Here is a 15,534-nt window from a genome sequence, read left to right on the forward strand (position 1 = left end):
AGCGGTTTTCCGGCAATCGTCCCCGAACTCAGGGTTAAAAAAAATCGTCCGGCGTTTTGAACGTCCAGCGAGGGTGTTGCGACTTATCCATGTGGGAGCGGTAATCCCTCCCCATCGGCTGTATTCGGCGCGAGCGCCCATCCACCCCAAGCGCCCCATATGGCTTGACCCGTCCGGTTGTCCCCCCGGACGGGTCTTTCATTTTCGGCACAGGGTTCCTGGAAGATGCTGCATCATGTGCGGTGTCGGCGTAGGCCGCCGCCGCGCAGACGTTCCGGTCGACTGCGTGACGCGCGGTACTTTTCCCGTGTCTTCCCAAGCGAAATGATCGAGGGCGCGCTTCGCAACGCGGTCATGCTGCCATGCGGCTTGACGGCGAGTAGAACGGACAACTCCGTATTTGTGCGGGTTTTTTCGATCGCTGCGCGTTCCATAGCCGCGCGCACTGGACAACAAGAAAGTTTTCCACAGAATATCCATGTCACGTCCAATTGATTCGTCTCGGTTGCGTCTGCGTCCGTCTCTTTTTTACGGGCTGATTTATGGCACATCCTGCAGACGTGGCGCGCGGCCGCAACATCGTTGCGCGCTGGTGCAACCTTGCCGAGCAACGGCTGGAACACCTCACCGAACTGTTCGAGAGCGGGCGCTGGCGCCGCTATCACACCGAAGTCGAATTTCTCGAAAACATCCAGGAAGCCAAGGCCGCCGTCGAAATCTGGCGGGACCTGTTGAGCCGGGAAGCGTCGCTCGAAAACACGGCGATCGACCTGGCCTGGCTCGGCCGCCGTCGTACGGCGCCGCTGCTGCTGACGCCGCTGCCGCGCGATGAAGGATTCCGTCAGCCGGTTGTGCACCTGAAGCCGCAGCCCGCGCCGACTGCCGCCACACCGCCGCGGGATATTCCCGCTGATGTTCTGGTCGCGCTGGAAAGCCAGCTCGTCGTTGCGAATGAGGCGCCTTCCGTACCCGCTGTGCTTGCGCTCGACGAAATGCAGTTCCCTGCACTCGATCTCGATTCGATGAAGGAACGCTATCCGCTGCTGCGCAACGCGCTGTAGCACGGCGCGAGCTAGCGCCGCACCGCGTTGCCCCCGACCACCAACTGGGCGTAGCGCTGGGCGCCTTCGGCTGACAGATCAGTCGTGATGGTACGGGCGTGGTCGAGCCCGACCACGGCGCCCCGCGGGGTTTCCGAAATCATGTTGTTGTTGACCAGCACCGTCCCGGCGCCTGGCAGCACCGATACGCCGACGCCGACAAAGGCGTTGCGGATCACATTGCCCGTGATGGCGACATCGCGCAGATATTTGCCCCAGCCGGCGATGATGCCGAACGACGGCGCGTTCTCGATCACGTTGCCTGTCACCGTCGAGTCCGCCTCGACATAGATGCCGATCCCGGCGTCGTCATCGGGCGCGGTGCCAATCGGCCGCTTCGGCAGCAGGTTACGGATGACGTTGCCCTGCACGACGGCGATGCGTCCGCCCTCGTTGAAATTGCAGACGGAGACGCCGACGGCGGCGCCATCGACGGTGTTGTTGGCGATCACCGCGCCTTCAAACGCGAATTCCGAATAGAGCGCGACCTCGCGGACATTGCTGACGCTGTTGCCCGTGATCTGGATGTTCGAGGCCGAATTGCCGCGCACCGCGGAGTAGTCGCAATTCTTGATGCGGTTGCCGCGCACGATCACGTTGCCGGCGTGAAAGGCGTTGATGGCATTGCCATACTGCCCGGAGCCGCCGGGGCCGGCCTTGATGTCCTCGATGCGATTGTCTGCGACCAGGGTGCCGTCGTCGCCGATCGACGTGCGCAGGATCTCGATGCCGTTGTCATTGGTATCGGTAATGGTGTTGCGCGACACGATCAGGCCCAGCGCGTCGAACGATACAACCGCCGTTGTCGCGATCTTCCTGAAGATGTTGCCGGAGATGTCGCCGGAAACCTGCTCGAGCCAGATGCCGTTGCCGCCACTGGCCGCGATTTCGCAATCGGCGACGCGGACGTCGCGCCCGCCGAGGCAATGCACGAGCCCGCGCCGCTCCGGCAGCGCAATGCCGCCGCCATCGAAGGTGATGCCGGTCAGGCCGACATTGTTGGCGCCTTCGCCCTGCAGCATCGAAGGGCCGCCATTGAACACGAGTTTGGTCGCGCCGCGCACGCCGACCAGTTGCGTGCCGTTCGAAAGGCGCAGCATGCCGGTGCGATAGACTCCGGGCGGCAGCGCCAGCGGCACTTGCGCGCGTGCGGCTTCGTCGATCGCGCGCTGCAGGTTTTTGGTCTGATCGTCGGGACTGCCCGGGCGGACGCCATACTGCGTGACGTCGCGCCCGAGCGCGGAGGCGGGTGGTGCTGCGCGCGCAGCGTCGGGCGATATGGCGAGCGCACCGGCGATACCGGCGGCGGACGTTCCAATGAGATGGCGGCGGTTGACATGCATGACTGAACGGTCCTCGCGCTCTGCGGGTCGCGGCATTTGCGCCTTCATAGGTATCGCGAAATTGCGGCCGGGCATGCTGAAGACCGGGAAGAAAGGCGGCGATTGTTCGGGGTAGGGTTAATGTTGGGTACGACAATTACGGCTCGTCGTGCCGGCCAAGTTCGTAGGGTGGGCAAAGGTGCGTTTGCGCTGTGCCCACCATTTCAATTCGCAGGACGCAACGGTGGGCACGCTGCGCTTTGCCCACCCTTCTGTAACGGGCCTCGATTAGTCAATCCCTTTTGCGTTGTCCGCTCGCCGGGGTCTCGCTTCTGTACGGGGTCGGCGCAGGGCCGCCACCTGATGGGGTTGGAAGAGGATAGGTCGACCAATCTACGTTGAGCGTGCTCACGAGGGCAACCTGGTGGGCAACGGCCTGACCTGATCCATCGTCCCGGCGAAGGGACTTCGCTTCGAGAAGGCCTGGTGTCGTGACCCGCCCGAAAACGGTTGCGTCTCTCCTGTCAGGCTGCCGTCGCAGCGGCGTTAAAGGGGGTTCCGTCGGCGAGCATGCGATGCATGATCACCGCGAGCCGGCGCGCCAGCGCCACCTTGGCTTTGCTCATGCCGGCGCGCTTTTTGATCCGCATGGCCCAGCTCTTCAATTGCGAACAGCCTTTGACCGGCTTGGTCAGCATGACGTTGGCGGCCTCGTAAAGCGCCGTGCGCACCGAGGCGTCACCGATCTTGCTGATCCGGCCGGTGTAGTTGGTCTCGCCGGATTGGTGCTTCTTCGGGGTCAACCCGAAATGGGCTCCTGCCTGCTTCGACGATTTGAACCGGGTTGGATCGTCGATGGCGCTGGCATAGGTCAGCGCCACGATCGGGCCGACCGCCGGGACCGACGTCAGCAGCCGCGCCTGCATGTCAGACCGCACCATCCTGCAGGTCTGTTTCTCGAAGGCTGCGAACTCGGTCCGCAGCACCGCCCGCACCGCCAGCAGCGCCTTGGCGATCATCTGCAGGTGCGGGTGGCCGTCCACGAGTTCCTCGATCCGTCCCGCGAACTTCTGCCCGGTCGTCTTGCCAACCTTCAGGCCAAAACCGCGCAGGATCCCGCGCAGGCTGTTCTCCACGTCGAGAAGCTTCGATTGCACCAGCTTGCGCGCCGTCAGCAGCGATCGGGTCTCTTGCGCACTGATCGATTTGCAGTGGACCGGTCGGAACCAGCCCAGCCGCATCAGTTGCGCAATCCCTCGCGCGTCGTTGCGATCCGACTTGACCGGCATCGCCTCAAACGCCTTCCGCACGTGCCGCGTCTCCAGCAGCTCAACGGCGAGGCCGGCGGCCTTCATCCCCGCAAACAGCCATTGCGACAGCGGCCCGGCCTCCAGCCCGATCCGCTCAAACTCAAAGCCAGACGACCGGAACCAGGCGATCAGCGCCTCCGGCTCGCTGGCCACCCTGGCCTCGCGCAAAATCTTGCCGCTTGCGTCAACAACACACACGCTCGAGCATTCCAATGACACGTCGATTCCGGCATAGTAGTTCATGGTCGTCTCTCCTCGATGTTTGGAGCGAGGCTCATCCCTCGACTCCGTCACACCATCAATGTGAGGGACGACCGCCCGCCCTCCAAGCAAGCCGCGCGCAGCGCGCCATCAAATAGCGCCGTAGCAAGCGCGGCTTGCTTGGAGGGCAGACCCGGGCCCGTTACCCCATCTACGAAGTTACGACGCCCGCCGCGCCAACCTTACCATTTCCAGCAGCATCGCTTCGCCGGCGTCGACCAGCTCTTCCAGTGTGATGCGCGGAAAACCCTTGCGCCTGGGCGCGCCGCTGCGCGCCAGCGGCGGGATGTGGACGAAGGCGGCGAGGCGAGGGCCGTTGTCGGCATTGACGGCCTCGATCGCGCGCCAGCTCAGGTAATTGCAGAGATAGCTGCCGGCATCGCGCGAGGCGCGGGCATCGAGGCCGGTACCTTCAGCGGCACGCAGCAGTTTCGCCGTGTGCGGGCCGAATCTTTGTGCATCGGCACCGTCAGCGATCGATCCCTTGCGGGCACGGGTTTGCGCGGCGTCGGGCCACAACATGGTGACGGCATTGCGGGCGCGGGTCTCGACCCGGACATAGGCGGTGCGGCCAGCGAGGCCGAACATCAACAGCGCGTGTGGCTGATGCTTCTTCAATGCCAGCGGCAATTCGCGGTCGACCGCCTGGTAGGTCACGGGAAAGATATGGCTGGACAGTTCGACGTCGGTGAATGCCGGACGGCGCAGGCGAGTCAGACGCGCCACCAGCGGCTGCGTTGGATTGTAGGGCGCTCCGGGAAACGCACCGAAGCCGGTGACGAGAATGCGAAGCTTTTCGCTCACCGCAGCCACTCCGCGATCTGTTCGGCGGCAACCGCCGGCGTGATACGGCCCTCGGCCACTTCTGTCTCGGTCTTCTTCACCTTGGCACGGATCGCGGCGTCAGAGCGCAGCCGGGCCATCATCCGCTGCTCCAGCATCGACCACATCCATTTCACCTGCTGCTCGCGTCGCCGGCCCGCGAACTCGCCCGAGGCGTTCATGGCGGTGCGGTGATCGAGGATCTTCTGCCACAGCGCCTCCATGCCGGTGCCGGTCAGCGCCGAATAGGTCAGGACCGGCGGGTGCCAGTGCTCCGAGCGGGGGCTCAGAATATGCAGCGCGCCGCGATATTCGGCCGCGGCCAGATTGGCGCGCTTGACGTTATCGCCATCAGCCTTGTTGATCGCGATCATGTCGGCGAGCTCGACCAGGCCCTTCTTGATGCCCTGCAATTCGTCGCCGGCGCCGGGCAGCATCAGGGCGAGGAAGAAATCGGTCATGTCGCAGACCGCGGTTTCGGACTGGCCGATGCCGACGGTTTCCACCAGCACGACGTCGAAGCCCGCGGCTTCGCACAACAGCATCGCCTCGCGGGTTTTTGCGGCGACGCCGCCGAGCGTGCCTGATGAAGGCGAGGGCCGGACGAAGGCATGGTCGGAGTTCGCCAGCCGCGCCATCCGCGTCTTGTCGCCGAGGATCGAGCCGCCGGTGCGGGCCGAGGAGGGGTCCACCGCCAGCACCGCGACCTTGTGGCCGCGCTCGATCAGGAACATGCCGAGCGCGTCGATCGTGGTGGACTTGCCGACCCCGGGCGAGCCGGTGATGCCGACGCGCACCGCCTTGCCGGTGTCGGGCAGTAACGCCTGCACCAGATTGCGCGCCGCGGCCTGATGGTCGGAACGCCGGCTCTCGATCAGGGTAATCGCGCGCGCCAGCGCCGCGCGGTGGCCGGCACGGAGTTCTTTGGCGAGTTTCCCGACATCGGGGGAAGGATTCTTCGGCAGGGTCATGGGCTTGGTTTACAACGCCCGCGCCAGGCAGGCGAGGGGGCCCTGCGCAATCCTTCAGCGCGCCGACGTGGCAGGGACGGGCGCGCCTTTGAGCTTCCGCCACACCCAGACCAGCATCGGCCAGATCAGCGCGCCGATCGCCATCGCAGCGAGGATCGCGGCGATCGGCCGCTCGAAGAACGGAAACACGCTGCCATCGGATTTGATCAGCGAGGTGACGAAACTCTGCTCGATCATGGTGCCCATCACGATGCCGAGCACCATCGCCGCGACCGGATAGCCGTTTTCTTCCATGACGTAGCCGATAACCCCGAAGGTCGCGACGGTGATGACGCCGAACATGTTGTTGCCGATCGCGAACGAGCCGACGGCGCAGCACAACATGATGACCGGCATCACGGTGGAGCGGGGAGCGCGCAGCACGTAGCTCGCGAGACGGATCATGGCGATGCCGAACGGGATCATGATGATGTTGGCGATGATGAACATCAGGTAGATCGCATACATGCTCGACGCTTTTTCGGTGAACAGCGTCGGGCCGGGGTTCAGGCCCTTCATGTAGAGCACGCCGATCGCAATCGCCGCGATGGTGTCGCCGGGAATGCCGAACAGCAGCGAGGGTACCCAGCCCGAGGCGATGCTGGCGTTGTTGCTGGCGCCGGCTTCGACCAGCCCCTCGACATGGCCGGTTCCGAACTTCTCGGGTTCTTTCGAGAAGCGTTTTGACATGGCGTAGCTGACCCAGGCGGCCATGTCGGCGCCGGCGCCCGGCAGCACGCCGATGATGATGCCGATGATGTTTCCGCGCGTCATCTGCCAGTGATATTTTTTGGTCAGTAGCCACTGGCCCGCCATGATGCTCCCGAACTTGCGCCGCGGGATCGGCGGCGGTTCCGGCGTCAGCATCGCGCGCATCACCTGCGCCACGGCGAAGACGCCGACCAGCGCCGGGATCGGCTCGATGCCGCCGAACAGATCAGTCATCCCAAACGTGAAGCGTGGTACGCCGCCTGGATTCTCGATGCCGATGCAGGAGACCAAGAGGCCGATGAACATGCCGGCGATCGCCTTCACCGGCGAGGAGCGCGCGACCAGCGTGGCGCACATCAGGCCGAGGAACGCCAGCCAAAAGTATTCGAAGGTCGAGAACGACAGCGCGATTTCGGCAAGCGGCGGCGCCAGGATCATCAGCGAGAGCGTGCCCGCGATGCCGCCGACGGCGGAGAACCAGACGCCGGCGCCGAGCGCGAGTTCAGCCTCTCCCTTGCGCGTCATGGCATAGGCTTCGTCCGCATAGGCCGCCGAGGCGGGGGTGCCGGGGATGCGCAGCAGTGCGCCTGGAATGTCGCCCGAGAAGATCGCCATCGAGGAGGCTGCCACGATGGTGGCGATCGCGGCGATCGGCGACAGATAGAAGGTGACGGGGACCAGAAGCGCGGTCGCCATGGTCGCCGACAGCCCGGGCAGCGAGCCGATGACGAGGCCATAGACCGACGCCGCCAGCATCGAGATGATGACTTCCCAGGTGGAGATGAGCGCGAACGCATCAAGCAGGGTTTTCAGCATCGATCACCAGGGCATCGGCAGCAGCCCGGCCGGCAACGGCACGCGCAGCAATTTCGAGAAAATCAGGTGAATGCCGATCGGCGCCAGCACGGCGAGCGGCAGTGACAGCTTCCAGCGGGCGCCGAGCGCGGTCGACGTCACGAACACGATCAGCGCTGCCGTGATGATAAAGCCAAGCCGGTCGGCCACCGCCACGTAGAACAGAAGGAGGGCCGGCGGCAGCAGGGCGCGCAGGCCGTAAAGCTTTCCGGCCGGTGGCGGCGGCTGGCCGCCTTCGACCGGAATGAGCTCTTCTTCCTCTTCAAAGGAATGACCGATCCCGAACGCGATCGCGAGCCCGCATAGCGCCAGACCCGTTCCGATCACCAACGGGAAGACGTTCGGCCCGACCGGCTGGCCGGGGACCGGCGGCAACTGCCAGCCGCCATAGGCGGCAGCCGCGCCGAGGCCAACGAGAAACAACCCCGTAACGCGATCGGGTAGACGCATGGACTAGCTCCGCGGAGTTCGGACGATGTCAGCCGATCAAGATCAAGTCTTCGCCAGGCCGGCGGCCTTCATCGCCACGCCCATCTGGGCGTCGCCCTTGTCCATGAAGGCGGCGAATTCGGTCGCGTCACCCCACACCGTTCCAAATCCGCGATTGCTCATGAAGTCCTTGAACTCCTTGGAGTCGAAAACCTTCTTCAGCGACGCGGTGAGCTTGGTCGCGACGTCGGGGGGCAGGCCCTTGGGGCCGGCAATGCCGCGCCATGCCCCGGTCGAATAGTCGATGCCCATCGCCTCCTTCAGCGTCGGCACGTCGGGGAAGGCGGGGTTGCGGGCCGAGGCCATCAGCGCCAGGCTGCGCGCCTTGCCGGCCTCGATGATGGCGCGCGCTTCCGGCACCGAGCAGGTGGTGAGGTCGAGACCGCCGGCTGCGAGATCCTGCATCGCGGGCGCCGCGCCGTTCGACGGCACCCAGGCCACGTGGTTCGGCGGCAATCCCATCGCCTGCATCCAGCCGACCAGCGCCAGATGCCAGATGCCGCCCTGGCCGGTGCCGGAGGCTTTGAACTTGCCGGCGGGCGCGGCCTTGATGGCGTCGGCGAGCTCTTTCACGGTCTTGTAGGGCGAGCCGGAACTGACCTGGATGCCGGGCGGGTCCTCATTCATCAGCGCCAGCGGCGTATAGCTCTTGGGTGCGAGTTCCGTGAGCCCCTGCCAGTGCATCATCGAGATTTCCACCGTCAGCATGCCGATGGTGTAGCCATCGGGCTGGGCGGTCGCGATCGCCGAATGGCCGACCACGCCGGAGCCGCCGGTGCGATTGACCACGTTGAACGGCTGGCCGAGATCCTTTTCCAAAAGCGCCGCCACAATGCGTGCGGTCGCGTCAGTGCCGCCACCGGCGCCCCAGGGCACGATCACGGTCACCGGCCGGGCCGGATAAGCCTGCGCCAAAGCCGGCTTGAAGCCAAAACTCGCAACGGCCGCGGCAGCGACGGATGAAGCCGCAAAGGCGCGGCGCGTGATCTTTTTGGACATTAGGTTGGTCCTCCCTGCGGCATCCGTGAAACCGGACGCTCTTGTGATGCGACATTCTAGGCGGCTTTGCGTTGTGGTCGCAAGGCATTGGCTCATCAGGGGATCGTCGCCGGTGGGTATCTCGCCACATCCGGAAATCGGGTGGCGACGATCGGGCTACCCGAAATAGGTATTCATGTGCGGCTCAGTCATCGGGCCGCGATCGATTGCGGAGAGAACCATGACGACAGCCTATTACAGCACCGTGCTGAACCACCCCCTGGAAACCGTGTGGGACCTGATCCGCGACTTCAACAACTATCCCGCCTATATCGACGGCGTCAGCGAGAGCATGATCGAGGACGACAAGGGCGGCGACGAAGTCGGCGCCGTCAGGCGCTTCTGTTACCTCGGCAACTGGATCAGGCAGCGGCTCGCCGGCCATTCCGACGAAGCGCATACGCTGACCTATGCCGGCATCGATCCGCTGCCGTTTCCTGCCGAGGCAACGCCCGATGCGCCCGCGCCGACGCGCTACGAGGGGACGATGCATCTGCTGCCGGTCGTTGAGGGCAATCGGACCTATATCGAATGGAAGGTGCAGCTCGATACTGCGCCGCAGGATGCCGATCGCTGGCAGACGCTGTTCCAGTCATGGATTCCGGACTGGACGCATTCGCTCGAGCGGGCGCTGGGCCGCCAGACTGCTTGATGCTGCGGCTGTTATTGTGGCCGCTCTTCGTCGTCCTTCGGTCGCGCGCCGCCGAAAATTCTGGCGCCTTCCGGCGTCAGATACGGCTTTAAAGTCTCCCACGGCACGAAGGCGACATACTCGCCTTCGGCGTAGGAGCCGACCGCGTAAGGTGAGTAGTGAAAAGTCAGGCCCGAGCTCTTGCCTGCTTCGGTCGATGGCGCCAGCGAGACAGGCCCGATCTTGAGAAGCTTCGGCTCGATGGCTTCGATCGCGCTGGCATCCGTGCCTTCCGCGCCGCGCTTCTTTTTCTCGGCCTCGAGGGATGCAATGACGCCTCGCCGCATCGCTTTCAGCGTCGGGCCGTTGTCGGCTGTTTCGGTGAAGAACGGACGGATGCTGATGCGCTTGCCCGCTGACCTGTCCCACAGGATGGTATCGGACGAGCTGTTGGGGTGGGCGCCGCCAGTATATTCGTAGTCGGCCCTGACGATGCTGACATAGCGGCCGTCGACCACCGAGCGTGTCTCGTATTTCCGCTCAAACGACCACGCGTTGCGGAACAATTCGGGGTCCTGCTTGCGTTCCTTGTCGGCATCGGCGCGGTTCTTCACGACCCATGCCTTACCCTCGGCCAGGCAGTTCGCCGCCAGCGCCGGATCGGCCTTGATCTTCGCGTCGAGGATGACGCTGGCCTCGATCCATTCGGTCTTGATGGAAAAGTCCGGCTTGGGCTCGGCGGCCAACGCTACACCAAGCGCCGCACTGCATGCGACTGCGCCCGCAAAACCAATTGTCCTGACGAGTGTAAGGATTGCAATGCCGTGCAAGGGCGATCCTTTGGAGGTAGCTGCGCCCGGCGGAGAACTACTCCGCCGCCTCGCTGCTGTGGCCGAGCCGGGCGTTGAGCTTGTGGATCAGCTCTTCCGCGGCGTCCGAGATCACGGTGCCGGGCGGGAAGATCGCTTCTGCGCCGGCCTTGTACAGCGCTTCATAGTCCTGCGGCGGGACCACGCCGCCGATAATGATCATGATGTCCTCGCGGCCGTGCTTCTTCAGCGCGGCCTTGAGTTCCGGCACCGCGGTGAGATGCGCTGCCGCCAGCGACGATACGCCGAGGATATGCACGTCGTTCTCCACCGCCTGCCGCGCCGCCTCATCGGCGGTGGCGAACAGCGGCCCGATATCGACGTCGAAGCCGACATCGGCAAAGGCCGATGCGATCACCTTCTGGCCGCGGTCGTGGCCGTCCTGGCCGATCTTGGCGACGAGGATGCGGGGGCGGCGGCCCTCGGCAGTCTCGAACGCATCGATCAGTTCCTGCACCTTTTCGACCCGGTTGGACATGGCGGACGCCTCCCGCTTGTAGACGCCGGTGATGGATTTGATTTCGGCGCGATGACGGCCGAACACTTTTTCCATTGCGTCCGAAATTTCACCAACGGTGGCCTTCGCCCGGGCCGCATCGATCGCCAGCGCCAGCAGATTGCCGTTGCCTTCGCCGGCGCTGCGCGTCAGCGCCGCAAGCGCAGAATCGACTTCCTTCTGGTCGCGCTCGGAGCGCAGCCGCTTCAGCTTATCGATCTGCAGCCGCCGCACGGTGGAGTTTTCCACCTTGAGCACGTCGATCGCAGCCTCATTGACCGGCTTGTACTTGTTGACGCCGATCACGGCCTGCTTGCCGGCGTCGATACGCGCCTGCGTCTTGGCGGAAGCTTCCTCGATGCGCAGCTTCGGAACGCCGGCCTCGATCGCCTTGGCCATGCCGCCGAGCGCCTCGACTTCCTGAATATGGCCCCAGGCTTTCGCAGCGAGGTCGCGGGTCAGCCGTTCGACGTAGTACGAGCCGCCCCAGGGATCGATGATGCGGTTGGTGCCGCTCTCCTGTTGCAGGAACAATTGCGTGTTGCGCGCGATCCGGGCCGAAAAGTCGGTCGGTAGCGCCAAGGCCTCGTCGAGCGCATTGGTGTGCAGCGACTGGGTGTGGCCCTGCGTCGCCGCCATCGCCTCGATGGTGGTGCGCATCACGTTGTTGAAGACGTCCTGCGCGGTCAGCGACCAGCCGGAGGTCTGGCAATGCGTTCGCAGCGACAGCGAGCGCGGGTCCTTCGGGTTGAACTGCGTCAGCAGCTTGGCCCACAAAAGCCGCGCGGCGCGCATCTTGGCGACTTCCATGAAGAAGTTCATGCCGATCGCCCAAAAGAATGACAGCCGCGGCGCGAAGCGGTCGACGTCGAGGCCGGCCGCAAGCCCGGCACGGAGATATTCGACGCCGTCGGCGAGCGTATAGGCGAGCTCGAGATCCTGTGTCGCGCCGGCTTCCTGCATGTGATAGCCGGAGATCGAGATGGAGTTGTACTTCGGCATTTTTTGCGAGGTGTACGCAAAGATGTCGGAGATGATCCGCATCGAGGGCGCCGGCGGATAGATGTAGGTATTGCGCACCATAAACTCTTTCAGAATGTCGTTCTGAATGGTGCCCGACAATTTCTCCGGCGGCACGCCCTGTTCCTCGGCGGCCGCGACGAACAGCGCGAGGATCGGCAGCACCGCGCCGTTCATCGTCATCGACACGCTCATCTGGTCGAGCGGAATGCCCGCAAACAGCGTGCGCATGTCGTAGATGGAATCGATCGCCACGCCGGCCATGCCGACGTCGCCGGACACGCGGGGATGATCGGAATCGTAGCCGCGGTGGGTGGCGAGGTCGAACGCGACCGACAGGCCCTTCTGTCCGGCGGCGAGGTTGCGGCGATAGAACGCGTTGGAATCTTCCGCCGTGGAGAACCCCGCATATTGCCGGATGGTCCAGGGCTGGTTGACATACATGGTCGGGTAGGGGCCGCGCAGATAGGGCGCGGCGCCCGGCCAGGTTTCCAGGAAATCGATACCTTCGAGATCGGCCTCGCTGTAGCCGGACTTTACCGGAATGCCCTCGGGCGTCAGCCACGGCTCGGCGCTGCCGGCGGGCTGCGCGGGCGCGGTGGCTTCAAAGGCGATATCTGCGAAGTTCGGTATGCGGCTCATGGTGCCCATTGTAGCATATGTGAACGTCGGGAATCGTCACCCCTAATCATGGTCCGGATGCTGATGGCTGGCGATGGTCGCCATCTTCTCCGGGCCGTAATTCTGCTGCGTGGTCTGGCTCGGGAGGTTGGCGATACCGACCACCCAGCCGAGCCGGGATTCGGTTCCATATTGCCGCGTCGGCACCACCCTGTCGGGACGGTCGAACGTGCCGGTCATGATCTCGATCCGGGGACCGCCAATCAGGCGGAAGCTCATCGGCGTGCCGCAGGCCGCGCAGAAATCGCGCTCGGCGATGGAGGAGGACTGGAACGAAGCCGGATTGCCGCGGGTCCAGGTGAAATGTTCGTGTTCGATGTCGGCGAAGGAGGCAAACGGCGCGCCCGATGCCTTCTGGCACATCCGGCAATGGCAGATGCTGATCTTGGTCGGCGCCTTCGACATCGCAAAGCGGATGGCGCCGCACTGGCAGCCACCGGTCAGGACAGTCTTGTTGTTTTCCGTCATGCTCGCTCCATTCGCCGCCAAGCTTCCTGCAGCACCGCCAGCGCGTCGCCGCCGGCAAAAATGAAATCGCCAACGCCGGCCGAGCGTAGCGCGGCCTCCTGCTCGCCGGGCCGCCCTGCCAGATAGATATGTCTCGCGCCGGCGGCTTGAAGGGCCCCTGCAGCGGCTACCGCTTGTTCCGCATAGACCTTATCGGACGAGCAAAGGCAGGCGATCGCAGCACCTGACGTCTTGAACGCGGTGGCCACCGCCGCAGGGTCGGCAAATCCTTGCGTGTCGATCGCCTCGATGCCGCCGGTCTCGAAGAAATTCTTGGCAAAGGTGGCGCGCGCAGTGAAGTTGGCCGGCGTGCCGAGATTGGCGAGGAAGACTTTTGGCCGCGTGCCGGATGTCTTGAGCGTCTCGTCCGATTTGTCCCGCAACGCCTCGAACGGCGCGGCCAGCCGTATCGGCGGCAGGGGATCGAACTTGTATTTGGCTTCGCCGTAGGACGGCAGCACGATCGGCCTGGCATCGAGCACCTCGATCTCAGCCTCATGCAGGTTCGGAAACTCGGTTGCGCCCGTCAGCACGTCTCGGCGTTTGGCGATATTGGCCTCGCGCGCGGCCCGCGTCGCGACAACCTTGCGCTGGATCAGATTTTGTTCGAGCGCAGCGAAAATGCCACCGGCCTTTTCGATTTCCTGAAACAGCGTCCATGCGGCTTCGCCAAGCTGCTTGGTCAACGTTTCGATGCCGCCGGAGCCGGCCGCGGGATCGGAGACCTTGGCGAGGTTGGACTCTTCCAGGAGTACCAGTTGCGTATTGCGCGCGACCCGCCGCGCAAACGGATCCGGCAATCCAAGCGCCAGGGTGTGCGGCAATACCGTGATGGCGTTGGCGCCGCCGAGCCCGGCGGAGAAGGTCGCCATCGTCGCGCGCAGCATGTTCACGTTAGCGTCGCGCTGCGTCAGCATGCGCCAGGCGGTATCGGCAGCAATGAACAGGGGTTTGGGTGCGAGGCCGCAGGCCTGTTCGATCCGCGCCCACAACAGCCGCAACGCCCGGAATTTCGCCAGTGTCAGGAACTGGTCGGCATCTGCGCTGAGCCGCGCATACACCATGCCCTGTGCGTCTTCGAGCGCAATGCCTGCCTGTTCGACCGCGCGCAGATAGGCGACACCGGAAGCCAGCACGAATGCCAGTTCCTGCACCTCCGATCCACCGGCATCGTGGATCACTCGCCCATCAGCAGCCGCGAGCGGGCCCTTGAAGCCCATCGCGGCGAGGCCTTTGATCGCGCCCGTGACCGCCGGCACGATCTCCTCCCAGCTATAGGGATTGGAGCCCCACACCGCGCAGGACCCGAGCGGGTCCAGCCCGAAGCGGATATCGCAGGCGGCGGCCTGGATGCCTTTGCGCGTGATGTATTCCGCCACGTGAATGGCCGCCATTCGCGATTGCGGACCGATCTGAAGTTCGATGCCGATCCCGGCGTCGAGATAGATGCCATCGAGAACCTGCGCGACCGCCTCCGCCGACGGATCCAATCCAAACCCGTGGGCGCCATTGGCGCCGGCGAACACCAGTGTCAGCCCCGTCGCGCCGTTGTCCAGATCGTGCAGCGCCTGGGCGTTGGCCGCCTTCGCATCGGGATGATCGATCCGCTGCATGATTTGCCAGGGTGCAGCCGCAGCACGGCCAGCGACCGGCGTGGCTCCTTTCGCGCGGCGATAGATCGGGTCGATCTTCAACCCATCGGACGTCTTGCTGACCAGTTTCTCGAACGGCGCGCCCTTCAGCACCCCGTCGACCAGCTTGCGCCAGTCCTCGTAGGTTGCCTGCGGAAACTCCGCGGCCAATGTCAGCTCGTCGGTCTTGGTCATCCGGCCCATTATTCCCTGGTCGTCTCTTGATTTGGCTGGAAATTGCCACGGGGCGGGCGCCAAGCCAAACGGTTGTTTTGGGTTCTTTCGGGGGTCAATCCAGGTCGGGCAGCCGCTGGATCCCCTCGGTCGAAAGCTGCGCCAGCACGTCGGCGACGCGGCGTCCCGCAATGATACGATCGGGCGCGATCTCGGCCAGCGGGACCAGCACAAAGGCGCGCTCGAAAGCCCGCGGATGCGGCAGCGTCAGTTCCGGCTTGTCGATCCTGACGTCGTCATAGGCGATCAGATCGAGGTCGAGGGTACGCGGACCCCAGCGCGTCTCATCGGCGCGGTCGCGGCCGAACTTCTTCTCGATCTTGTGCAGCGTGAACAGCAGCGCATGCGGATCGAGGCTGGTCTCGATCTCGATGCAGGCATTGATAAAGGGCGCCTGGTGTTCCTCGCCCCAGGGCGGAGTGGTGTAGTCGGAGGAACGCGCGAGCAGGGCGGCCTGTGTCATGCCGCAAATATTGGCGATGGCTTTTTTGAATGTCCCGCGGACGTCGCCGACATTGCCGCCGAGCGCGATCAGCACGTCCGCCAT

General features: G+C 64.5%; 14 protein-coding genes. 2 read left to right on the forward strand and 12 right to left on the reverse strand.

Going from position 1 to position 15,534, the window contains the following annotated elements:
- Positions 1 to 542 precede the first annotated feature (542 nt).
- Positions 543 to 1,061, forward strand: coding sequence for a TIGR03809 family protein (locus tag V1288_RS22460; protein WP_334359124.1), 519 nt, complete (start codon positions 543 to 545; stop codon positions 1,059 to 1,061).
- Between the two features lie 11 nt (positions 1,062 to 1,072).
- Here the strand turns inward: V1288_RS22460 and V1288_RS22465 are convergent, their stop codons facing one another.
- The 7 genes from V1288_RS22465 to V1288_RS22495 all read right to left on the reverse strand — a co-directional run bounded on the left by V1288_RS22465 (position 1,073) and on the right by V1288_RS22495 (position 8,879).
- On the reverse strand, positions 1,073 to 2,443 hold the full coding sequence (locus V1288_RS22465; RefSeq protein WP_334361372.1) for a TIGR03808 family TAT-translocated repetitive protein: 1,371 nt from the start codon (positions 2,441 to 2,443) through the stop codon (positions 1,073 to 1,075).
- 503 nt (positions 2,444 to 2,946) lie between these two features.
- Positions 2,947 to 3,975: an IS110 family transposase gene (locus V1288_RS22470; protein WP_334356483.1), complete on the reverse strand. Its 1,029-nt coding sequence runs from the start codon at positions 3,973 to 3,975 to the stop codon at positions 2,947 to 2,949.
- Between the two features lie 177 nt (positions 3,976 to 4,152).
- Positions 4,153 to 4,797: a pyroglutamyl-peptidase I gene (locus tag V1288_RS22475; RefSeq protein WP_334359125.1), complete on the reverse strand. Its 645-nt coding sequence runs from the start codon at positions 4,795 to 4,797 to the stop codon at positions 4,153 to 4,155.
- Positions 4,794 to 5,786 carry a methylmalonyl Co-A mutase-associated GTPase MeaB gene (meaB, locus tag V1288_RS22480; RefSeq protein WP_334359126.1) on the reverse strand — a complete coding sequence of 331 codons (993 nt, stop codon included), beginning with the start codon at positions 5,784 to 5,786 and terminating at the stop codon, positions 4,794 to 4,796. The genes V1288_RS22475 and meaB overlap by 4 nt, the downstream gene beginning before the upstream one ends.
- 54 nt (positions 5,787 to 5,840) lie before the next feature.
- Positions 5,841 to 7,352, reverse strand: a complete 1,512-nt coding sequence (locus tag V1288_RS22485) for a tripartite tricarboxylate transporter permease (RefSeq protein ID WP_334359127.1) — start codon at positions 7,350 to 7,352, stop codon at positions 5,841 to 5,843.
- 3 nt (positions 7,353 to 7,355) lie between these two features.
- A complete protein-coding gene (locus V1288_RS22490; RefSeq protein WP_334359128.1) occupies positions 7,356 to 7,841 on the reverse strand; it encodes a tripartite tricarboxylate transporter TctB family protein in 486 nt (161 codons plus the stop codon).
- 42 nt (positions 7,842 to 7,883) lie between these two features.
- Positions 7,884 to 8,879 carry a tripartite tricarboxylate transporter substrate binding protein gene (locus V1288_RS22495; protein WP_334359129.1) on the reverse strand — a complete coding sequence of 332 codons (996 nt, stop codon included), beginning with the start codon at positions 8,877 to 8,879 and terminating at the stop codon, positions 7,884 to 7,886.
- 220 nt (positions 8,880 to 9,099) lie between these two features.
- Here V1288_RS22495 and V1288_RS22500 point away from each other — a divergent pair, with 220 nt between their 5' ends.
- Positions 9,100 to 9,570, forward strand: coding sequence for an SRPBCC family protein (locus V1288_RS22500; RefSeq protein ID WP_334359130.1), 471 nt, complete (start codon positions 9,100 to 9,102; stop codon positions 9,568 to 9,570).
- Between the two features lie 11 nt (positions 9,571 to 9,581).
- Here V1288_RS22500 and V1288_RS22505 read toward each other — a convergent pair whose 3' ends face one another.
- From V1288_RS22505 to folK, 5 genes are all read right to left on the reverse strand, one after another.
- The gene (locus V1288_RS22505) at positions 9,582 to 10,343 is read right to left on the reverse strand and encodes a PdaC/SigV domain-containing protein (RefSeq protein WP_442894041.1); all 762 of its coding nucleotides are present in this window, start codon (positions 10,341 to 10,343) and stop codon (positions 9,582 to 9,584) included.
- A gap of 73 nt (positions 10,344 to 10,416) precedes the next feature.
- On the reverse strand, positions 10,417 to 12,576 hold the full coding sequence (gene scpA, locus V1288_RS22510) for a methylmalonyl-CoA mutase (protein WP_334359132.1): 2,160 nt from the start codon (positions 12,574 to 12,576) through the stop codon (positions 10,417 to 10,419).
- Positions 12,577 to 12,618: 42 nt separating this feature from the next.
- Positions 12,619 to 13,083 carry a GFA family protein gene (locus V1288_RS22515; protein WP_334359133.1) on the reverse strand — a complete coding sequence of 155 codons (465 nt, stop codon included), beginning with the start codon at positions 13,081 to 13,083 and terminating at the stop codon, positions 12,619 to 12,621.
- Positions 13,080 to 14,948 carry a methylmalonyl-CoA mutase family protein gene (locus tag V1288_RS22520; RefSeq protein ID WP_334359134.1) on the reverse strand — a complete coding sequence of 623 codons (1,869 nt, stop codon included), beginning with the start codon at positions 14,946 to 14,948 and terminating at the stop codon, positions 13,080 to 13,082. Before V1288_RS22520 ends, V1288_RS22515 begins: the two co-directional genes overlap by 4 nt.
- A 94-nt stretch (positions 14,949 to 15,042) precedes the next feature.
- Positions 15,043 to 15,534: a 2-amino-4-hydroxy-6-hydroxymethyldihydropteridine diphosphokinase gene (gene folK, locus V1288_RS22525; RefSeq protein ID WP_334359135.1), complete on the reverse strand. Its 492-nt coding sequence runs from the start codon at positions 15,532 to 15,534 to the stop codon at positions 15,043 to 15,045.

This window comes from Bradyrhizobium sp. AZCC 2176 (assembly GCF_036924645.1).
In the GTDB taxonomy this organism is placed as follows: Bacteria; Pseudomonadota; Alphaproteobacteria; order Rhizobiales; family Xanthobacteraceae; genus Bradyrhizobium.